This is a genomic window from Aquimarina sp. AD10 (assembly GCF_003443715.1).
In the GTDB taxonomy this organism is placed as follows: Bacteria; Bacteroidota; Bacteroidia; order Flavobacteriales; family Flavobacteriaceae; genus Aquimarina; species Aquimarina aggregata.
The window spans coordinates 3,331,547-3,354,366 of record NZ_CP031965.1; the positions used below are offsets into that span (position 1 = coordinate 3,331,547).

The 22,820-nt window shown below is 34.9% G+C and carries 19 protein-coding genes; 1 reads left to right on the top strand and 18 read right to left on the bottom strand.

Annotated elements, in window-relative coordinates; all coding sequences use genetic code 11:
* Positions 1–17 precede the first annotated feature (17 nt).
* From D1816_RS13895 to D1816_RS13960, 15 genes are all read right to left on the bottom strand, one after another.
* Positions 18–1,367, bottom strand: a complete 1,350-nt coding sequence (locus tag D1816_RS13895; RefSeq protein WP_118503568.1) for a hypothetical protein — start codon at positions 1,365–1,367, stop codon at positions 18–20.
* A 23-nt stretch (positions 1,368–1,390) separates the two neighbouring features.
* The gene (locus tag D1816_RS13900) at positions 1,391–2,455 is read right to left on the bottom strand and encodes a hypothetical protein (RefSeq protein ID WP_118503570.1); all 1,065 of its coding nucleotides are present in this window, start codon (positions 2,453–2,455) and stop codon (positions 1,391–1,393) included.
* A gap of 24 nt (positions 2,456–2,479) precedes the next feature.
* Entirely contained in the window at positions 2,480–6,664 is a 4,185-nt protein-coding gene (locus tag D1816_RS13905; RefSeq protein ID WP_118503572.1) for a baseplate J/gp47 family protein, read from the bottom strand.
* A gap of 22 nt (positions 6,665–6,686) precedes the next feature.
* Complete coding sequence (locus D1816_RS13910; protein ID WP_120702397.1) at positions 6,687–7,112, bottom strand: hypothetical protein; 426 nt, start codon at positions 7,110–7,112, stop codon at positions 6,687–6,689.
* Between the two features lie 56 nt (positions 7,113–7,168).
* Entirely contained in the window at positions 7,169–7,570 is a 402-nt protein-coding gene (locus D1816_RS13915; RefSeq protein WP_066313373.1) for a GPW/gp25 family protein, read from the bottom strand.
* Positions 7,560–7,766, bottom strand: coding sequence for a hypothetical protein (locus D1816_RS13920; RefSeq protein ID WP_162900328.1), 207 nt, complete (start codon positions 7,764–7,766; stop codon positions 7,560–7,562). The genes D1816_RS13915 and D1816_RS13920 overlap by 11 nt, the downstream gene beginning before the upstream one ends.
* A gap of 9 nt (positions 7,767–7,775) precedes the next feature.
* Positions 7,776–9,425, bottom strand: a complete 1,650-nt coding sequence (vgrG, locus tag D1816_RS13925; RefSeq protein WP_118503578.1) for a type VI secretion system tip protein VgrG — start codon at positions 9,423–9,425, stop codon at positions 7,776–7,778.
* A gap of 3 nt (positions 9,426–9,428) precedes the next feature.
* Positions 9,429–10,124 carry a LysM peptidoglycan-binding domain-containing protein gene (locus D1816_RS13930; protein WP_118503580.1) on the bottom strand — a complete coding sequence of 232 codons (696 nt, stop codon included), beginning with the start codon at positions 10,122–10,124 and terminating at the stop codon, positions 9,429–9,431.
* A gap of 1 nt (position 10,125) precedes the next feature.
* On the bottom strand, positions 10,126–10,284 hold the full coding sequence (locus D1816_RS25660; protein ID WP_162900342.1) for a DUF5908 family protein: 159 nt from the start codon (positions 10,282–10,284) through the stop codon (positions 10,126–10,128).
* 1 nt (position 10,285) lies between these two features.
* Complete coding sequence (locus D1816_RS13935; RefSeq protein WP_066313382.1) at positions 10,286–10,774, bottom strand: phage tail protein; 489 nt, start codon at positions 10,772–10,774, stop codon at positions 10,286–10,288.
* A 7-nt stretch (positions 10,775–10,781) separates the two neighbouring features.
* Positions 10,782–11,144: a phage tail protein gene (locus tag D1816_RS13940; RefSeq protein WP_233565229.1), complete on the bottom strand. Its 363-nt coding sequence runs from the start codon at positions 11,142–11,144 to the stop codon at positions 10,782–10,784.
* Positions 11,145–11,447: 303 nt separating this feature from the next.
* Positions 11,448–11,924 carry a phage tail protein gene (locus D1816_RS13945; protein WP_066313387.1) on the bottom strand — a complete coding sequence of 159 codons (477 nt, stop codon included), beginning with the start codon at positions 11,922–11,924 and terminating at the stop codon, positions 11,448–11,450.
* Between the two features lie 52 nt (positions 11,925–11,976).
* On the bottom strand, positions 11,977–13,626 hold the full coding sequence (locus tag D1816_RS13950; protein ID WP_118503584.1) for a phage tail sheath C-terminal domain-containing protein: 1,650 nt from the start codon (positions 13,624–13,626) through the stop codon (positions 11,977–11,979).
* 30 nt (positions 13,627–13,656) lie between these two features.
* Complete coding sequence (locus D1816_RS13955; RefSeq protein ID WP_118503587.1) at positions 13,657–14,433, bottom strand: hypothetical protein; 777 nt, start codon at positions 14,431–14,433, stop codon at positions 13,657–13,659.
* Positions 14,430–15,014, bottom strand: coding sequence for a DUF4255 domain-containing protein (locus tag D1816_RS13960; RefSeq protein ID WP_118503589.1), 585 nt, complete (start codon positions 15,012–15,014; stop codon positions 14,430–14,432). Before D1816_RS13960 ends, D1816_RS13955 begins: the two co-directional genes overlap by 4 nt.
* A gap of 566 nt (positions 15,015–15,580) precedes the next feature.
* Between D1816_RS13960 and D1816_RS13965 the strand changes: the two genes are divergently transcribed.
* Positions 15,581–18,424: a sialate O-acetylesterase gene (locus tag D1816_RS13965; RefSeq protein ID WP_118503591.1), complete on the top strand. Its 2,844-nt coding sequence runs from the start codon at positions 15,581–15,583 to the stop codon at positions 18,422–18,424.
* A gap of 135 nt (positions 18,425–18,559) precedes the next feature.
* On the opposite strand, the gene D1816_RS13970 is transcribed toward D1816_RS13965, so the two are convergent.
* The 3 genes from D1816_RS13970 to D1816_RS13980 form a co-directional block, all read right to left on the bottom strand.
* The gene (locus D1816_RS13970) at positions 18,560–21,352 is read right to left on the bottom strand and encodes a DUF5060 domain-containing protein (RefSeq protein WP_118503593.1); all 2,793 of its coding nucleotides are present in this window, start codon (positions 21,350–21,352) and stop codon (positions 18,560–18,562) included.
* 75 nt (positions 21,353–21,427) lie between these two features.
* Positions 21,428–21,853: a heme-binding protein gene (locus D1816_RS13975; RefSeq protein WP_118503595.1), complete on the bottom strand. Its 426-nt coding sequence runs from the start codon at positions 21,851–21,853 to the stop codon at positions 21,428–21,430.
* A gap of 2 nt (positions 21,854–21,855) precedes the next feature.
* Positions 21,856–22,815 carry a sugar phosphate isomerase/epimerase gene (locus tag D1816_RS13980; RefSeq protein WP_118503597.1) on the bottom strand — a complete coding sequence of 320 codons (960 nt, stop codon included), beginning with the start codon at positions 22,813–22,815 and terminating at the stop codon, positions 21,856–21,858.
* Positions 22,816–22,820: the final 5 nt, after the last annotated feature.

Below are 22,820 nucleotides of genomic sequence, written 5' to 3' on the forward strand. Positions count from 1 at the left end.
TTGAAACTATGATGTAATTACGTTAGAGCTTGTAGTAATATCCCTTCAAAGCCAGATGAATAGTTGTCATTTCCTCCGGATCCAAATTGATCTACGTGCACTTTATCTCCTGCCTTAAGAAAAGTGATTACTGTTCTGGAATTCATATGAAGTTTCGTTTTAGCAATCAACCAAGAACGTTCGGAGTTTTCTCCTCCGGTAGATCCTCCTCCATTGACAAAGCCAGTATTATTTAACCGTAGTCTCCATCCCACATCGCCATCATCTGTATTATGTCGCATACACATGGTAAAAAGGTACATTCCTTTTACCGGGGCTATGAAATGGTTATTATCTTTAAAGTGATCTCCCATGTTATAATTAACTTGTCCAAAATTCAGTGGATTTTTGGCTCCCTTCGTGTGAACACTTAGCGAAACTGAAAAAGCGATCACTTGGTTGATTGAAGTTTTGATACGCCCTTTGATGGTCAGGTCTTTTTCAAAAACAACAAGGTTATTGGCTGTTAACCTGTCACCTACATATAATTTCTTTTTTAACTCTACATTTCCTTCAACTTTTAATAAACTATTGATAAATAAAGATTCATTTGTCATCATCACAATTCTATTATTTTTTTTACCATCAGGATAAAAACTCAAATGTCCAGAGGTATTATCGGCTTCAATTTCCCAGGATTTTTCATTGTTGTACAAACCTAATTTTACAGCACCTGCTGCATTGGTATTGGTAACCTTAAGTATTGCTTTTTCTCCGAATACATGTAGATTCGCATCAGGGCTGCTCGTACCTATACCTACTTTTCCTAAAAAGAAGCTGGGTTTTTCTTTGGATCCGCTCAGATGTATCCCCTCTTCTGTATTTCCTCCTCTAAGGGATAACACACCATCACCATCTTTCTGAGTTATTTCAAAAATTTTGGCGTTCTGTTTGGTCGTATCTATAACTGCTAGCGAGGATCTATTATTTTTACCTTGTATGGTAAGTTTAGATACGGGATCTATAGTCCCCACCCCTATACTGCCGTCTCCTGATTTAATAAACAACCGACTTTGTCCTGTGGTATCCTTAATATTTAATCCCGATTGGTTGCTATTTGGATCCTCTGATTTCACTCTTGGATTAAGGTTAATTGACCAATTTGGGCTATTCTTTGCGAAACTTGTGTATAGGTCCAAAACCTCTTGTGTTCCTACCTCATCTCCTTCTGCTTGTATCGCCAAGGGGCTGCCTTGTTCTTTTACAATACTATCTTCTGCTTGATTAATCCCAGCATCTATAAAATCTGCAAATTGTTTTTCGGTAGGTTTATCATTTGCCTTGAAAAATTCTTTGAGTTCTGTTCTGGTTTTTTTTTTGATATCCATGCTTTTTCTTTCTGTTTTCTAGATTAAAGCTTCATTATATACGCCAATACATAATAAGGAGGTCGATTTTCGTGGGGCTTGTCACTTCCAGTTTCATTAGTCTTAAAAGAATGCGTATGAACGCCTGCGAATGCCGTATTTCTGGTAAGTGAGCCGTAATAATCATTTGAACTTCCTGTTCCTGTCCCATCTCCCTTCTTTTTCGCACCTGTAAAACTGTGCCTATGATTACCAGAGTCATTAGTTGTTCCTGAGTGATTGTGTGATGGTAATTCTTCAGTAGTTAGTTTTACAGTTTCTGCCCCACCTGTATTCCCTATTTTATTATAGTCCTTTTTATTTTTATCAAGTCCTACAATAAATTTTCCAGACAGATTTGGAGTGTTATTGGTTCCATCACATAACCCCCATCCTCTGGGTATATCGATTCCCGACCACATAGAGATCAATCCTTTAGGAAGACGGGTATCCACATAGGCTTTTACTGCTTTTTGCGAAGGTACTTTTTCATCGCTTGCTGCGTCATTACCCAAATCTTGATTGGCAGCAACAGCTTTTATATTTTTGGAGGTAAAATCTCCATCTACATTCAATGATCCTGTTATAGAAACGCCATCTTTTTGGGTTATTTCAAGGATTTTGGTATGTTGACCCGTGGTATCTATCACAGACAATAAGGAGGAATCATTATTTCCTCGTATGGTTAGTTTAGATTCGGGATCTATGGTTCCCACCCCTATACTGCCGTCTCCTGATTTAATAAATAACCGACTCTCTCCTGTAGCATCCTTAATATTAAATCCAGATTGACTGCTATTTGGATCCTCTGATTTTACCCTTGGATTAAGGTTAAATGACCAATTGGGGTTATTATTTCCAAAACTTGTGTATAGGTCTAAAATCTCCTGTGTACCTACATCCCCCCCTTCGGCTTGTATTGCCAAAGGACTGCCTTGTTCTTTGACAATACTATCTTCGGCCTGGTTAATACCGGCATCTATAAAATCTGCAAACTCTTTTTCGGTAGGTATATCATTTACATTGAAATATGCTTTGAGTTCTGTTCGGTTTTTTTTATTAATATCCATAATATTAGTTTCTTTTTTACATTTTTATGATTTGCTCAAGGATTGCGTTACGTCTTTGGCTACCTCAAAATCTAACTCTATTTGCATATAATTGATGCCTTGAAAACTATCCTCATCATAGCCGTTTTCATCAACAATATCAATAAAATGCGTTGCTCCAGAAACCATCACTGTATCTGGTCGAGATGGTACTACAATAGCTTTACCATTATTAATACTTCTAACATCTGTAAAGGTTTTTCCATCCTCACTTTGAAATAACTTTAAATTGGCTACATAATCGATATATGGTCTTTCTGCAATAAAATTGATGAGTACACTTGCATGAAGACTACCGCCTATTCTGATCTCGCTATCTTGGTTATACGCCCATGGAGATAAAAAACGTTTGAGTTCATCAATCAATTTTTCTTTGTAAAAGGCTGGGTCATAGCCTGGATAAAACTGTACCGTACATCTAGTCAATATTTGTATATATGAAGGGTTATGTACAGCTATTTCTGCATAGGCAGGTGAATGATTATCAAGAAATTCTCTGATTTGTAAAAGTGTATCTGCAGCTACTTTTGGTGCAAACGGATTAAACGGCAGGTTTTTTCTAATATCTGGTATGACAACAATAGCTACTTTTCCTAATTGTTCTGTAGAAGAAAGGCATTTTACTTTATATACTTCTGGAAAATTATCTAACACCATATGCTCATAATCCCAAGTAGTAATTGCCCTATTTTTATGCCGAAGGCGTTCACTAAGGCGCTTATAAAATATAGTTCCCTCTTCTGCTGGCTTTCCTTTACTAGAGGTATAGGGCTGAGTAATGCTTTTTATTTCTGGAATAGACGCTAAGGTTTCTGTAATGGTCTCTGAAGCTAAAGGATTTTTAAAATGAGAAGGTGCAACCACGTCATTGGCAAGTGTTACACTAATGGCTTGAGCCTGTATCGCAATGGTATCAGAGATCCCTGTTATATTAGTAGAAGCACTTACTTTAAGCCAATGTAACGCATCTGATAGTAGTGTGCCGCCAGTAGTCGCATCTTCAGGAATTTTAATCTGTATAATACCTGTATTTACCAAACCATTGGTGGTATCAGATAAAATAGCTGCCGTTGCTAGGGGTACCCATTCATTATTTTGCAGGTAACTCCATTGCACGGCTGGTTTTTCTACGTCAGGATTTGCACTTCCCTCAGCCATCTGAAACAAAACAGAAAATACATTAGGTGTTGTAAGCTTAGTTATTCCCAAGTATAGCGTTCCTTCATCATTGTATGTCGGTAATACACTAGAGGTCTCACCTGGTATTAACGCTTCAAATCCAAATGGGTGAAGATGATACAAGGTATCGTAACTGTTTGGAGCATTTATCTCTGGTACAATTGACGTCTGCGCTGTATAACTTATAGATATACTCTTTGCCTTGGGTTGATAAGGTTTATTTATTTTGAGTTTTTTTATTTCATCATGATCAGAAATTGCTTGATTTACAAAAAGAGTATTGTAAAGTGAATGTTGAAAATCTAGCGGATCAAGCTCTAACTTAAAATAACGATCCCAATCTGTCACATTATCTTTTCCTTTGGTACTGATCTTAGGCATTTCGTGATATTGATAACCACTTGTTTCTAACAACTCAGAAACATTCGTATCTGATACTTCTCCATCGGGTGGGAACAGTTTTAAGGACGAAATACGTTTTTCAGCATTATTTTCACAGATATATAATTGGGCTACAAAATCATCATTCGCTTTAATTGTATAGTCACTTTCGTCAAGACTCGCATTATCGGCATCTACCAACCAATAATTCTTATAATGTTCCTTGAAATTTTCTGGATGCTTTATCCATTTTAGATCAAGATTCAAATTAGATAACTTCTTTTGAGAAATTTCTTCATTGCCGATATAAAAATTGTTTCCTATTTCGGGTTCAAATCCGAATGGTTCAAACGGTTTCTTAGCATCAATCGTGTTCTGATCATTTTGAAGAACAATATCTTTTATCCCCTCAACCTCTACGTATAGATTCACTTTATGGAGTACTAACTCCATTAGTTTTTGATAACTACTGCGGTAATTTTGTTTACCTATTAATCCCTCTAAATGGTGACTTAGCGAAAATACCAATGATGGTTGTTTGCTATTTATAAATTCATTAAAACTTGTATTCATAGATGGTGTTACCACTGGCAGATCCTTCTCAAGAAGATTAATAACTACCTTAAGTGTATTTGGCAATACCTGACTAGATGGAAATTTTTGAATTGTGTTTCCCGTTTTACTTATACTGCCTATACTATATATGTCTACTTCGTTTGCTGATCTAATCTTTGCAATTTGGTACAGGTGACCATCATCCTTATTCCCTCCACGATCAGGAAAGAATAAGTATTTACCAAGATCTAACTCATTAAAATCTTTTTCCTTTTCTGTAATGACTACCTGCGAATTATCATTTTTAAAAGAAACATTTTTTGCATCATATTCACTTTCAGGTTGCTCTGAAACAAAATTTCCAAACGTAAGAGATGTTCGCTCTGGCTGAAACCATTGTTCTTCACTACTCAGATATACATCAAATACATCTTTTTTATTTTTAAAAATGGTCTCTACTGCATTTGCCTCACTATTCTTTACTCCAAAATCTAAAAAAGTAGTAATGGTTCTTTTACCTTCTTTAAGCAATAAAGTTGGAGAACTGATAGCAAAGCCTATGTTTGCTGGTAGTAACTGCTGATCTATATTTGGTTGTCTGTTCCCAAAAGTTCTGAAACGGTTGCTCTCATCTTTATCTCCATATTGACTAAAAGCAGTAGATCTTGCATCAGAATTGGCATAAACATTAAAGGTTTTTTCTGTAGTAGGAGAAGGAAGCGATATACCACGTATCTGACGATTTATTAGTTCTAGTAATCGGTATATTCTATTCCAGTCTTCTTCTTTGTCACTTAGATTACTACTTGTCTGTACAATATGAATAAAATCAGGTTCTTTAAGTTTAAGCTCTTCATTGATATATTCTGAAGCTTCGTGACTGATATTTACATCGGTACTCTTAAGGTCCTCAAAAACATTGGCAAGTGAAGCTTGATTGCCTCTATACAAAGGAAGGTCATCTCCAGCATTTGGATTTCCATACACATGTTTTAGTAGTGTATCAAAACCTTCTTTATCATGTAGTTCTTTTAGCTCCTGCTGTCTTTTATGCTTGATTTTGTTTTTGTACCCTGAATCCAAAATAGTGTATACCTCTTGCCAATCTGTAAGTATGCCATTTTTTTCTTCTTGGTTTTTCTGAAGGATACGTTCGAAATCTTGTACTTTAAGAAATAATTGTGCTGTCACGTATGATAACCCCTTCGGGTCATCATCTTGAATCAGTGGTTCTAGTTCAAAAATAGTAGCTACTCCTTCTGGTAAATCAGGAAGTGGGTCTCCCGGATTCGGATGCCCAAGTGCCATTTCCATCATTTGGATGATTCCACGGTGGGGAGTATTTCTATTAGTAAGATGGGCGTCTTTAATAGTAAGTCGTTGTTTGTCTACAAAAACATTTTTTAATTGCGCTATTTTAGCCTGACTAACAATGGTATCTTTATTTGTTTTATAATGCAGTTCATTACCTTCTTCATCTACTCCTGCAACTAAAACGGTATCCTTTTTTATTTCAAGCTGATCTATATTCTCTATAAGTTCAAATAAAACATTTACCACATCTGGAACTGCTTCTTTGGGTGTAAGCCCTAAGCGCTCTGTAAAATAAAAATCAAGGTGTTTTTGCGTTAATCCATTGATTTGATTTTTAATATGATTAAGCAATTTCAGAAAAGTTAAAAAAAGGACTACATGTGGTTGCGATAATCTATGTAGTTTTTCCTCATCATTTAAAAAGCTCTCTGGATCTTCTACGTAAGCCGCCAACTGATTTGCCCATTCCTCACGCATAGTTTTCTGTTCGAAGGGTTGTTTGGAAATATAATCTACACCGTTTTCAACTAGAAATGAATCCCAATATATTCCGGGTTTGAACTCGTTATTTTCATCAAAAAATCGAAGTTCTTTTGCCAGACATTGCGCCTCTGCAATTAGTTCTTTCATGCTACGCCCTTCTATCTTAACGTAGTCTGGATGTATGGCTTCTAGATCACGGTCTTGTTGACTAGTTCCATCCTTAAAAAGGAGGTTTTGAGTTTTTATAGTATTCATCATCTATTCTACTACTATGTGTTAATTAAGTGGCTTTTATCTTAATGTTATTTGGTATTAATTTTCCTGTACCTATGTGCATAGGTAATGGGTCTGGTGCATTTATTGGGGGTGGCTGTTTGGCTGGGGATTTGACTTCAAAAATCGCTATGAACAATTTTCCTTTTAGAATGAGACTTTTGTTATCGCTTTTGCTTTTTTGTGTTAGCTGATTTGGTGCCAAATTATTTATTTTCAATGTGCCAGAACCGGGTATTGTGAATGGCGGAATTATATACGAACAATTGGCGATCTCTACTTTTTTTTCATCCCCTTCTACGCAAACTTTTTTACCATTGATAGTTGTTTCTCCAGAAGCCTTTATCACCGTTGTAGGCATAGGAGGTAACAAAGTAATGGCTCCTATTGTAGAAAATTGAACTGTATCGCCATCCATAATTATCAAATCCATTGTCTTATTTATTTTGATTCGTTATTCAACCCGTTTTATGCATTAGAAAACCCGAGTTAAATCGAGGCCTCATTTATATAAAATGGATACACCAGATTAGAACGGGTATTGGTCATATGCACTGTATAGTCAATAGAAATAGTAATCAAACCATTTTCTAAATCCGAATTTTCAAGTTTAATATCATCTACCAATATTCTTGACTCATGATTTAATATGGCATTTGATACTGTACTACGTATATCATTGATAACTCCTTGACTTGTTTCTTCAAATAAAAATCTGTTAAGGTCACAACCAAATCCTGATTGCATAATGCGTTCTTGTAGTGCTGTTGATAAAAGAATTTGAAGACTTTGTTTAATATCATCTTCTCCTTCTTTCATTTCTACAGCTGCTCCATGCGCATAAAACTCTGGGGGGAAAGACCATCCTTTACCTAAAAATTTATTTTCCATCTCTTTCTGATATTATATTTTCTAATTCTTTTTCTTTTTCAGTATGGTTTTCTGGTGTATCGGTTGCGAGTTGAGAAGCTCCTTGCTCTTGAATTTTATGAACTAGATCAGCTACTTTAATATAAGGTTGTTGTCCTAAGCCATTCAGTATTGTATTGGTTTCGTCTATTGTTAATTCTAATGTTATAGTTTCCATGTTCATTTTCTATATTAAATCCACTTTACTTCCTTTAATGCTCACATTTCCTTCGGCTTCAATATTAAAATTGCCTTCAGCTTTAATTTGACAATCTTTTGCACTTATAATCATTACTCCATTTGTATTGAGCTCGACATGATTACCATTGGCATCTGACATCTTTATAATTTTCTGCTTTTCATCTATACTAATCTGATTTTTTTCTGATGTGGATAGCGTAATTACTTCTTTACCTTCATCAAAAAGCAATTGGTATTTTGATTTGGTAAAAATTCCTTTTTGACTATTTTTTTCATCAAAAGGTAGCGGTGCTTTATTTTTAGCACTATGCATTGATCCAAGAATAATTGCTTGTCTAGGATCGTCATTTAAGAACCCTACAATGACCTCATCTTCTGGTTCTGGTCTAAAAAGCATGCCTCTCTCAACCCCTCCGTCTATAGTAGCTAAGCGCGCCCATACTGTATCTTTATCTGGTCCTAAAGCCGGAATCATAACACGAACCTGAAACGGGTGCTTTGGGTCTTCTTTATGTGCTTTTACAATACCTATTTGTAATCCATTTACACCAGGAAGTAAACCTGCCGCTTTTGTATCTGTTACATTAGACTGTGCAGCAAACCAACAAGGATCCATCCCAATTTGTAGATGAGTAATCCAACCTTCTGGTGTCACTTCATGTCTAACTCCTGTTATAATATTCTCTCCTGTAAAGGATTTACTTACCCCTTTGATGGCAATAGTTTGTCCTACTTGAATTTTTGGTGTTCCAACGATTTTAAACCAGCCTCTGAAAAACGACAATCTTGATTTAAGCATTTGACTATCTGACCAAGCCTTAAGCTCTTCTGTATCCATTGTCGCAGCATGGATTAATGTTGTTTCTTCTGCTCCTACTGTAGGGGCAATTTTAGAAATATCGTAATCTCCCTGAGGGACTTTATATTCATCACCTTTATCGGGTGTAGTAAGTGTTTGCTTAGAGCTATCCCAAGCCACAGCGTTAACTTCATGATACTGATTGCCTGCATTCACCTTTAGGTCAAAATCATAAATTTCTTTTTGTCCTAATTCCAGCTCAAATGAAGGTACTTGAATTGTAGGTTTAAAAACAGCTATCTCCCCGTTATTAACACTCACCAATTGTGCGTTGACCTCTGCTCGCGAAACCATAAAATCCCAATCTGTGGCATAGTATTGAATCATCTGCGGATGTGTTACTACAGTTTCAGTCATCGTCCCTTTTAAACCATTTTGTTTTATTTGCTTTTCAATGATCACGCTATCCTTTTCGCCAATGTATACTGCATTTTTACGAGCATTGGTCATTTTGATGGCTTCGTCACTTAATTCAATAGTAAGTGTAGTACCAAATTTATTTAACTCTAACGACTGGTTTACGACTATTCCAATAAAGACGGTATCTTCATTTTGAGGTTCATTTTCATATCTAAGAGCAATCTCTATCCGTTTACCAGGATCAAAAAAACGTTCGTCTAGAATATCAAATTTTTGTTGCGAAACAATACCGTCAATCAACCTCAATTCGGCTGTTGGAACTTTATTAAATTCTTTGCTCACATCAATAGACAGAAGTTCGTATCGACCTTCCATTTCTATTCCTTCACTCGTAATAGTTGCTGTAACTACTGCCATTATTTACTTTTCTATTGGAGGAAAATAAATTTCCTGTCCTGGTTTCAAGTTTCTAAAATCATCTAGATTATTGGCCTTTGCCACTAGTACATAATATTGTGGCGATCCATAAATTTTTTCGCACATTAAAGGCAATCTGTCATGAGCTCCAACTATTCTATAATGCGTAAGATCCGGAGAGCTTTTTCTCTCTTTTTTAAGGCGTTCTGATTTTTCTATATCACCAAAAAATGAAGTATCTAATTCTGCTCGTAACGGAATACCACTACTATTAAATAAGGTGTAATTTATAGTTACAGAACCCAAACGACACTTAAATAGCAGATCTCCCCATTTTAAGGTTAGAAACCTAGGTTCATGAAGCTTACCATCCATATAACTGGTCATTTCTAAAAAGCGTTGTACCTGTTTATACACATCGTCATGACCTCTACCAATGATATTTGTTAATCCAAAAGTACTTACACCGCTACCATCTAAAATGATCTTAAGGTTGAGTTTTTCAGGTTTACTCATTGCATAGTTAGCCACTCGCCCACTAGTATTTATTCCTTGTGCTATACTATATACATTTTCATAAGATAGCGAGTACGACTCTGGATTAAACATCACCACAAACTCATCTACCTTATCCTCTCTTTCTACTTTATCGTAACTTACAATGGTAAGTTTTTCAAACTTTAAAAAGTTAAACGCCATTTTACCTACGGTTTTTCTTACTTAATATTTTCAATACTTGATCGACACATTCTTGTACTAGATTCTCTTTCTCAAGTCCTGCTTCTTGAGATGATTTGCCAGACTTTTCCTCGTCTGTCAATACTGCCCGAATCACTATTTCTTTGATTTCTACTGCCATTTTATATCCTCATTATTTGAAATCTGGTATATGCGAGCTCCATTGTATCTATTGCTACAGAATTTGACTGTGCATCGAGATCAGACACCGACCATTTAACCGGATATGCTTTTAGAAAAAGCCATGCTCCTATTGGATTACCCGCCTCATTAAACTTGGTCACTAATACATTAGAAGGGTAAAATTTAAACCTAGAAAATGCTAGATTAAACTCAAGGTTTAAAGGAGAGGGTATACGACTAGTGACATACCCTCGCTCTAAAACTAAATTAGTATAACTAACCTTGCTTGGTAAACGATGTGTATGCAGGTTTTGTCCTCCTTCATTGATAGTTTCCAATTGTACCTCGGTACTCATCCCACTAACTTTCTGAAATCTTATATCTATAGGATTGGGTATCAAACCTCCTGCGAAGAAAAAGACTCCAAACCTATGGGATAATTCGGGAGTTCTGTCTGCAAAATTTATTTTTTCTAAAAACTGTGACATATAATAATCATTGGTTGTGTGTAATCCTTAAATCATGAGCAATCAAATCCAAACTTTCTATGGCAACATCGTTAGTGCTAACGCTAAATGATGGTGCATCCATTTTAAAGGGCAGGGCTCGGGATATATCCCAGCTTACCGCCGCCGTGCCAGTCTCATCACATAGCTCTATCCTAATGTCCTTTTTTTCACCTGCTTTTATCCAATCATATAAATCCTTTCTTTTACTTACAAGCCCACGTTTAAGTGTAACATTAATAGGTTTTCTTTGACCTCGAATCAAGTGGATTCCTGTTACCCAACTAAACCCATGTTTGTACATTACGTGTTCATGATCAATTTCAAGACCTGAAACTTCAGAAAAGGACATTGTCTCACTTCCGTTAATAATTACCCTGTAGTTATATACTGGTAAAGGATAATCTTCAATAATTTTTTGTTTATCTGTTGCCATAAGAGGTTATTTATATAGTATCAATTACTGGAGACAAGCCCGCAAGACAATTAACCTGGATTATCAATGTTGTTAAGTTAAATTTTTGTGTTGTCAGTCTGAGCTTGTCGAAGACCATTAACACTTTGTTTTTGAATTCACTTCGACAAGCTCAGTGTGACATCTGAATATTACTTTTTCTTAACTCAACGACATTATCTCGATTGCATATAGTATTGTTTATGCTAATTCTTCCATAGTTACTCTGAAAGCCATAAGCTCCATAGACTCTATAGCCACTTCATTCGAATTGGCATCAAAGGATGGTGCTGACAGTTTTGTTGGAAATGCATCAATTACTTTCCAGTTTACAACAGTGTTTCCTGTTTCGTCTAAAAGATGAACTACAATATCCTTCTTATCCACACGATTTAATTGGATACCATTGATCCATTCATAAAAAACCGGGATACTTTTACCCTTTACAAATCCTTTTTTAAGGCTAATATTTACAGGTTGAATCTGCCCAGGCATATACATAATATTAGGCCCCACTTTACCACCAGATGCAAAGCTTTCTTTATAAGTAATAGATTCGAATGAAAGCTCAAGACCTGATATTTCTGAAAAGCTGAAGGATACTCCATCAATATCCACTCTATAATTATAAATAGGTAATGGATAATCTGTTTTGATTTGTTCTTTTGTTAACGCCATTTTTTCATTTATTAATATTTTACAATTGAATGATTTTGATTAGGTTACTGTATTAAACCTCTTGTAGTTTATGAGAGAATTTCAGAATGATAAACTCTGCTGGACGCGTAGCTGCAATACCAATCTCTATGATCATTCGCCCTTCTAGGACATCTTGTTGTGTCATGGTTTTTCCTAGCCCTACATTTACAAAATAAGCTTGCTCATCTGTAGAACCTGCCAAACCTCCTTGTTGCCAGATTCCGTAAAGGAAACTTTCGATCATGGCTTTTACTTTTAACCAAGTTGATGGGTCATTAGGTTCGAAAACGGCAAAATAAGATGCTTTTTTAGTGGATTCTTCGATCATATTGAATAATCGACGAACAGATACATAGCGCCATTCGTTATCATTTCCTGCCAATGTTCTTGCTCCCCAAACCAAAGTGCCTTTTCCAACAAAACTGCGGATAGCATTTATGGATTTTCCTGCCGTAGTATCTACATTTAGTTTCTCTTGATCTGAAGAAGTAATCTTCACTATAGGACCATTAACCGCATTAAGACTAACATTTGCAGGTGCTTTCCACACTCCTCTTTCTCTATCTATTGTAGCATAAACTCCAGCTATAGCTGAACTTGGAGGCAAAATCATTTTTTCTTTTGCCAGTTGATTTACAATTTTATTGTACAACGCAGATTGGTCTTCTTTATAAGACTTTAAATTTTCTGATTGTCCGTTTTTAATTAAATCCTGGCTAGAAGGAGAGGAAGTTTGGCTAACAATACCACTTTCATCAAATGCTACAATATCAAAACCTTTTTTATCACTAATTAATGCCCAAGCTTCAAGTATCCTATTTACATCTATACCCGTATCTGGTACATTTTTTATGCTTAATAAATTGTTAGTCGATATTGTAATCTCTACTGTTGTTCCTGTTCCTCCGTTTACTCTAAACTTTGGACTTGTAGCATTATCACCCGAATATGTGATTCTAATCCCTTGATATTCTACTTCGAATGCACTGTCTTCAGAAGAAGTTAATTGCTTAACTATTACATCTGAATCATCATACTTATACGAAAGTGAAGTTTGTATGTATGGTGTATAAGCAGCTCCGTATTTCAAGTTATTGATCCCAATTCCATTTCTAAAACTACTTCCGTCGATATCATCTTTCTTAGTATCAAAAACGCAAAACCTATCCTTAAGTTCGTTGCATTGTTTCAAAGCTTCCGTACAAATTTCATGGTAATCATCTGCTGGCAATTTTGCAGCTTCTCCTAACATCACAAGTGTTGGTTCATCCTCTTTGGCTAAAGCTTTAAGGCCATCTAAAAATGAATCTTTAGCTGTAGCATCTGAATAATCATCATATGTTCCAACAGAAATAATGTAACATTCGCCTCCTCCATTTTTGAAATAAAGGTCCAATGCATGGTATAAAGTGCTTTGTGGTGGCGTTACTTTTACGCCTTTGATAACATTTTTGTTTTCTACATCTACAACAAAGGACGCTGATTGTGCTTTTCCGAAGATTTCCTTATACTCTAATAAGGTAGAAATTCGTATTGGACGTATAGACTCATCATCTGAGCTTTTTAGTGTTTTTTCGGTATAACCAATAAAAGCTGGAACCGCAGTAGATACCCCGGCTACGGACGGCGGTAGTAGAGGAATTTCCTCTGTATACACATCTGGTGTTAAATAATTAGACATATTAGATAATTTTTAATGTTTAAACTTTACTTAATTGATTTTAATAATTTGAATGCCATTATCACTTATATCGGGATTAGACAAGTGTTTAATAATCATATTTTCATTTTGGAATAATTGAATATTCTTTCGGGCCGTATCACTATAATGAATAGCCTTACTTGATTCAAAAACAAACAACTGTTTATTGGGGAAATTTAAGCTTAGGGCAGTTGCTATTTTATCGGGAATGTCATTTAGGTTTTCTAACTTACCAAATGTTAATTGAGCGTCGCGATCCTTGATTTCTAGTTTTGTAGTTGCGATACCAGATAGAATATAATACTTCCACTTTACGGTTTTTGGCTTGAAGACTACTTGGTATAGGGTTGGTTCTTTATCAAGATCAAAATTCACCCTACTTAACTCTATTTTTATCTTTGCAATCACAGGAAAGCCATTCTTACGCATATTTGCTGTAGTTCCGGACACCACTAATTCTTTGCTATCGTTTTTTAATCCTTTATTGGTAAAGAATAAAATGCTATCATTGTCAATCATAGATGTATCTGTAATCTCGTCAAAACCGCTAGTTGTGGGAAACACATTAAAACTCAGTGTGTCATCTTCTTTTATAACTGGTAATCTATTCTCTTTTTCATCTAATGGTATTAATACTTTCAATCCTTTTGAAGTATGTTTTACAACAAAATGTTGTTTTCTCAAAAACTGTAATGTTTGTTCCTCTGGTATAAGTACCAGATCCATTTGAGCATCAGAAAAATATTGATGATCTATTGTTATCTGAAAGAATTCGTTGTACTTCATTTGTTTATCTTTTCTATAGTATTAAGACTAATTTCTGAAGCATTTTTACCTACAAATTCAACACTTAGCTCGTCTATAAATGATAACAAACGTATCTTGTATAAAACAGAAGGCAAATACGATGTGTTTAAAGAATGCCATATTTGATTTTGCTCTTCAAGAGGAAGTGATATTAGTTCGATTGTAAGTTTTTCTATATTTTCTTCAGAAAGCTGAGGTGCACTTAAAGGTGTTAAAACACGATGAACTTGAAAAAACTTAATTACATGAGAAAGAAATTTAAGCGCTTGATTGTAATCACTAAATTTTGATACAAAAAGTATTTGCAATTCAATTCTGATCTCTGGGCTAATTTGAGTTCTAATTCCATTCTGAATTATTCCTGAATATTGATCAGCGTTTCTAAACTTTCTATCCTCGGCAACATTAATCAGAAAAGGTGTAACCTTATCATCTGTAAATGATACTGGATCATTATTATTTGTATTGATAAACTCTACAACATCTAATTCTGTCGTTCCTAAATTTTTAAGGTATTCATTGAGTTTATCCTTTAAAACACTTAATACTGTATTGATCATGATATACTACCTTATGATATATTAATTCTTGATGAGTCAAAGTTAGAGAGCAATGCTATTTCATAGCTAGCACAAATGCGGTAAACCTGTAAACATTTTCGACAGGATAATAAAAGAAATCCGACATGCTATAGCATTTCCGACAATAAGAAAGTAATCACAGAAGTTATTGCTTATCAATAAGATGAATTAGGAAAACATTCAAACATGAATGTAAAAGAGGTTTAAGGTGTAGGTATCTTAACATCATATTACATTCCAAATATTTAGAAGTAGTTTTATAATTAAACTTTCTTGTACAAAAAACGCGTAATAGTAATTAGATTGTTTTTGCATTTGCAATACTTTTTATGTTCACTCATGCACAACAACCTCATTAATAGCATATTAAAATACTCGAACTATTCATAAGCATGATCATATGTGCTATCTTTTCTAAATCACATAAAACTATTCATCACTTTTATCTAATCCTTAAATAAAAAGAGATATTAAAAAAGACATATGGAGTATCTACCTTAATTATTTGATTATAAATTGAGCATAAATACTCAAAACCAATTAAAATGAAATCAAATTTTATACTACCAAAGAGATGTATTCGTTTATTCATGGGAATAGCTTTCTTTGTACTTTCGATATCACTACAGGCACAAACACTTAGTGTAAATAATTTAATTAATAATAATGCAGTACTTCAAAGAAATACAGAAGCAAACATCTGGGGTAAAGGGCAACCAGGAAATGTAGTCTCTATAGAACCGCAATGGGGAGCTAGAGTTACTACAACAATAAGTGGTAATGGAACATGGTCTATAAAAATACCTACACCAGATACTGGAGGTAATGGTCCATTTACTCTAAAAATATCTGATAACACCAAGAATATATCATTAAGTAACATCATGCTAGGAGAAGTTTGGTTGTGCTCGGGACAATCAAATATGGGAATTCCTTTGAATGTTTCTGGATATGCTAATGTGATTAATTCAGAACAAGAAATAAGAAATTCTAATTTCCCAAATTTAAGAGTTTTATCTGTAGGTACAGTAGCTTCTTATGAAGCTCAAGATGAAATAAAGGTTCGAAGAAATTGGACTGTATCTAGCCCATCAACCTCAGGAGGTTTTTCGGCAGTAGCTTACTTTTTTGGAAGAGATTTATTAAATGGTTTAGGCGGTAATATCCCAGTAGGTCTAATCGTTGCGGCAAGAGGAAGCACATCGGCTCAACCGTTTACTACAGTAGCATCTTTACGTTCTGTTCCTGGGTTTGAGAATATAACTAGCGATCTTGCAACGGCAAAGAGACAACACGAAGCCGGTGTAGCTTCAGGAACGCCATTTACTGGTAAATTTAATATACACAATGCTACAGTAAACCCACCTCCAGGATTCGAAACTCCAGGAGCTTTATTTAATGGTATGATAGCTCCAATCACACCATTTACATTAAAAGGCGCTGTATTCTATCAAGGAGAAAGTAATGTGCCTAATGGAGGAGCTTTTTATGGTAATGTTTTCAATGCTTTGATAAATTCATGGAGAACAGAGTTTAAATTACCAGAAATGCCATTTTACCATGTTCAGATAGCTCCATTAAACGGGTATAATTTTAGACCAGGAGGGTTAGTTGAAAAAAGTTGGGAGATTCGTGAAGCTCATTTTCTAGCAGGTAAAAAACCTAATACAGGTGTTGCTATCATCTTAGATTCTGGAGAGATAGACGATATTCACCCAGAAACAAAACAAGTACCCGGAAATCGACTCGCTTTATTAGCATTGGATAATACATATGGTCAAAATATTGTATCCTCTGGCCCTATATTTAGTTCAGCATCATTTAGAAACGGAAAAGGTATTTTAAGCTTTGATAGTATTGGAAGCGGTTTAGAATTAAGAGCAGGAGACGCGAGAGACGATGATAGATTTGGAAGTCTATTTGAAATAGCAGGGGCAAATGGAGAGTTTCAAAAAGCTACATCTGTTAATATAGTGGGTAATCAACTTGAAGTTTCATCACCAAATGTACCTAACCCTACCCAAGCAAGATATGCTTGGAAAAACTGGATATTTAAACCAATACTATACAATAAAAATGGTTTACCTGCTTCTTCTTTTAGAACGAATCCTACTTCTACTCCTTCTACAGGTCTAGCATCTGTAACAGGATTAAGTGGAACATATCTAATTGAATCTAATGCATTAAACACTCAAAAATTAATTTTAGAAAGTAATGGAAATGTAAAAATGGCAGAAAGTATAGGTTTAAATGCGCAATGGGAGTTTGTTTATAATGCATCAGACAAGACATATACGATTCAAAGTAAATTAAATAATCGATTTTTAGAGGTACCTTATAGTGTATGTAGAGATAGAAGTAATCCAACAGTACCATCAGGTAACGCAAATAATTCAAATTATAATGTAGGGTCTTGGATTTCTGCAAATGATAAACATCAAAGATGGTTTGTTTTAAAAGAAGGATCAGATTATGTATTTATACCAAGTCATTGTACAGAAAATGCAATGGATAGAGATAATGGAACCTTAAATACAAATGTTCATTTATGGATCAATAATGGCAATGGTACTGGAGGTGTTAATCAAAAATGGAGATTGGTAAGATCAGGTGGAACTACTCCAGTAAATGATATACCTTTTGGTAAAAATATTGGTATCCAACCAATCATTTCAAGTAATATATCTACCACAGAAAAGTTTGATTATGTTTCTGCTAGATTTAATGAGGCATCTGTCTTAAAGTCAAATAAAATAGCAGCTAGTACTGCTTTAATGGACATAAGAGAATGGGAGACATTTGTTGTTGAAGATGCAGGAAACGGTAATGTACGACTTAAGGTAAGGAACTTTGGTCTTGGTTTTCGTTATTTAGTTGTATCAGGAACAACTATTACAGCTACAGGTATTTCTGCAACCGCACCTGAGGCACAATTTAAATGGATTACAGTAGGAGATACTTCTGCAAAAAGATTTGGTTTACAAAGTGTTGCTACAAATAAATTTGTTCAGGTTCCTCAAAATTTAAATGGCAACTTAACTCTTAATGTGAATGGCGCAGCAAGAGGTCCTTGGGAATTATTTACCTATACAGATACAGGTGTTTCTTCAAAAAACTTAAATAATAAATTAAACTTAAATAAAATATATCCTAATCCTATTCATCAAGGAAACAATATTTTTATAGATTATAAATCTGAAAATTATGATTCTGGTACTGTGATAATTTATGCTCTCAATGGTACAGAAGTATTTAAACAAGGGTTTGATAGAATGCTATCAAGAAACGTATTAGGTATTAATACAAATAAGTTTGAATCTGGAGTTTACATTCTGAAGATTATCTCAAAAGGAACTATATTAAAAACCGAAAAAATAATTATTAAGTAATTTCTTTAGTAATACACCTGCCAAATGGCGGGTGTATTACTTGAAGATTAATCCTAAAATGGTTTTGTCCTTTTTTTTTATTTTACAAAGCTCTAAGCAATATATTATGCTTTATTTTAATTTAATTCATTATGATTAATTTTTATCCCGTACTTTTTTAATAAGACAAACCCAATCTTGCTGATTTTTACTCTTAGGAATTCCTATTGTTCTTATACCTCCTCCATGTATTTTTTCTACAGAACCGTTTTGCAATTCTCCTCCTTCTAGCGGATCAAACCATTGTATGGAAAATGTTCCCTCGACATCTTTTAAATCTATGGTATATGTTCCAGAGCTTGCTAGATATACTGCATATATTTCTCCTTCTTTTCTAAGGCAATAAGCTTCCTTGGAATTAACTAGTGTATGTTCTGGTTCCATTTCCCAATAAGGCAAATACCTCTGAAAGAAAGTAGTAGCATAATTTGTTAACTCCCAAAGTCTATCTCTTTGACGCCAATCTTCTGATGTTAAATCATTATGAGGATGTTTTGCTCCAAAATACCATTCTACACCACTACCTCCAGATAATAATGTTCCCCAAAGGGCATATGTTCTTAATGTATTATGATTGATATCTTGATTATCTGGTAATGCTGCTGTATGCCAAAGTCCTATTTCGTCCATAGTAATCAACCAATCTTGTTTGGCCGCTTTAGCTTTATTTCTCCAAGTTTCTAAAACTTCGGGAGCATGCTCGCGCTCGGATTGCTGTAGAGATAAACCATCTAAATATTTAAAACCTAAAATAGAATCTAAAATTACTGATCTATGAGGGTCTTCAGAATGTGTATGCAGTAATACGGGATGTCTGTATGGATCTGTCTCTTTAAGAAACTTTGCCATATCCTTTCTTTGTTTATCATTTTGTGCTATTGGTGTCCAAGGAGCTAAGCCATTTTCTTCTCCTAAATTCCAGATTAATCCTAAATGGTGACCATATCTAGCTATTAATTCATGGTAATACAATTGTCTTAATGGTCCTGTATCTCCTCCATCTAACATTGTTTCATTTTCAGTTTCTTGTAATACTACATGCAACATAATCCCTTTAGATTGCATATGTTCAAATACTATTTCCCACTGTGCTAATTTACTAACATCAAAACGGTCAAATGTTTCTGAATCTGTGTATGGCCATACATCTTTACCATCTCCTAATATATTCAAGGTTAGAAAATAAACAGCATTCATCCCTTTAGAAGCCAAATAATTTAATGCCCCAATTAATGATTTTCCTTTTTTATCTTTCCATGTTGGATCTCCCGGTTTCCAATCTTTTAGGTGGTTTGGATATGTATGAATTTCGCTAGTGGTACTTGCCTCTCCATCTTTTTCTGAAGCTTTAAGGCGATACGTATCGTCAAAATCTACATAAGCTAATAGGTTTTCTGGGCTATTTGCTCCACCCTTGATCCAATATTTTTTTGAATCTCTAAATTTAAAATATCCTTTAGACACCTCAAGCATACCATTTGCTCTAAAATCAACACCACTTTTATCTGAGTTAGAAACAATAAAACTACCATTTGCATTAGATATATCAACTTTGGTCCCATTAGTGAGATTAGTATCCAACCCAATACTGTCGCCATAGTGTAGTATTGCTGAATATGTCCATTCTCCTATTACATCTGGAGTAAACCTAACTTTCCAGATATTACCACTATCTGCACTAGTGTTTGCTGCGTTCCCATCTGCTGCATAAAACCCTCTTATAGTACGCTTTGTTTCTGCATGCTTAAATTCTACCGTTAAACGATAATTTAAAAATGGATTATCTGTTGCTTTTTCTGATGTTTCTGGTCCTTTAAATGGTAAGGTTACCGTATGCCATTGTTTATAAACAGTTTTTTGATTTGTGTTAACTACATCGCTATCATTGTGTCCTTTTCTGGGTAATTTTAATCGCTCTATCGAAGTAAGTTCTGGGCCTCCTCCTCGATTACCACTACCTGATGCTGTATATACATAGTCTCCAACGATTACAAAACCCGAGCCATGGCGACCATTTAGTAAAGATGGCCATTTATTCCATGATTTGGTTATTGTATTATACGCCTCTACCTCGGCGTGTGCTTTCTCATGGGCAACACTTTCTCCTCCTCCAATTACAATTTCATTATTCCATGCAAAAATACCATTGCCTGCTCTTTCGGTAGGTATTGCTAAATCACTGGTTACAGGTTCCCACTTTTGTGCATCAAAATCATATACATTTCCATAACTACTGGTTAGAGCCATATCCTGATCTGTTGCCTTAGATGTTCTGCGACCCGCAAAAGCATATAGTTTATTATTAGCTACTGCGACCTGAAAATGATCTCGTGCATCAGGTGCATTAGGTAACACATGCCACTCTCCTGTTTTAGGGTCATATGTATCAAACCAAGATTTATATCCGTCTACATGACCGTTTGTAATACCGCCAACCAGATAAATTTTATTATTATGATACACGGCTCCGGCCCCTCCTCTACGTCTATTTTTTGGTATTGGGTGGCCATATTCATATCTATCTTCTTCTGGATAATAAATAATAACTTTATCAAGAGGTTTTTCATTTGGCCATTCTCCTGTCATTGCTCCGACTAGGTAAATAGCATTACCCACCACCACAGGTTGAAAATGATGTAGTTCTATTGGTGTTGGTGATTTTGCTATCCAAGTATTCGTTTTTGTGTCAAATACGTCGGTAGGATTAATTCTTCTCCCCCCTATTAGTAAAATTTTATCCTTATAAGCAACTAAACCTGCTTCATGCCTCGCAGTAGGAATCCCTTTTGCCGGAACAATTTCCCATTGTTGATTGTCATCACAACTTTGTAGCAAAAACAATCCTACAATAACCAATGCAATATATTGTAAATAAAAACTTCGTTTCATGATTTTTAATTCTTTGTATCCTAAATGAATCTCTTTGATGTATTTAATACTCTATTTTTATTCTCCGAATACAATTTACCAAGTCTTATTCTTCAATGCCTCTAAAACCACTACTTCATCCATTTCTGCATCCATAGTACCTGCTACAGCTATGGCACCTACTAATTTTCCTTCATACCAAATAGGATATCCACCTTTTAAAGGAACGTATGATTCTACTGTGACACTATCTAGTACTAACATAGGTGTTCTTCCTTCTAGTACAACTTTTTCAATATCCATTGTAGGTCTTTTAAATGCCGCCGCCGTTGCTGCTTTTCCTATCGCAATTTTAGAAGCGCTACTCATCGTATTATCAAGGCTTTCTAATAAGAGAAGATGACCTCCTTCATCTACAATAGCTATAGCTCCGGGGACATTATGATGATTCGCAGATTTAACAGCTTCATTCATCAACATCTTAGCCTCATCATACGTTATTTTAAATGTTGTTTTTGGCATTTTTATAGTCTATAAATTTCTTTTCTAACTAATTGCATTAGATCCATATGTTTTTCCTCATGCATTAAGCGTCTGTACTTATCTCTATCTAATTTTTCTACAATATTCCAAATAGCTTTGTTCATTTCTGCATGCTCTCTAAAAAAACCAAGCATATCAAAAATTCTTGGTGAAGCATCTGCAGTAAAGTATTTGTCATAACCAAATTCTTTAGCATAAAAGAAAAACTCAACGGTATGTAAAAAGTTTCTTGACCCGCCTATCAAATCCCAATCAAACTGCCAGTCATTATCATTTGTGTGTAGGTAGTAATCGATATTTGATTGCTCACACAATGCCAGTATCTCTGCTGGATTTTCTTTGGCAAGTAGCGCGTGACCAAAATCTATTGTTATTCCTGTAGCCGTATTTTGAACTTCTTTTAAGAATACAATCGTTTTGGCACAACTATCTAAAAAGCAATTTACTCGAGTCTCATTAATTTTATATTCGACAAACAAAGGCATTTCTGGTTTGTAATCTGCAGCTTCTGCGAAAGCATCTATCATATATTTCCACCCTTTTTGATAATCCACTTGAAATAGATTGTCATATCCATCTGATAAAGGACAGCATGTAACTAAAGGTGCTCCTACTGCTATAGCATAATCTTTTGCATCTTTAATCATTTGAACTGCATCGGTTCTCAAATTCTCCTTTGGTCTTGATAATGCCCCAGGAACCCATTTTGTTTCTTTCTTGATATTGGCATTAACAGCTGCAAACTCCAACCCCATATCTTGCATTAACTTTTTTGTTGAATCTGCCTCTTCTGTTTCATAAGGAAATACAATTTCGACACCTGTTACACCATCTATTTTTTGAACAATTTCTAACCTTTCTTTTAAACCAGTAGGCTTCTGGTATTCTGAAAACCTATCTTGTGTTTTACTTAAAAACGCTGTTATTATACTCTGTTTCATTTATT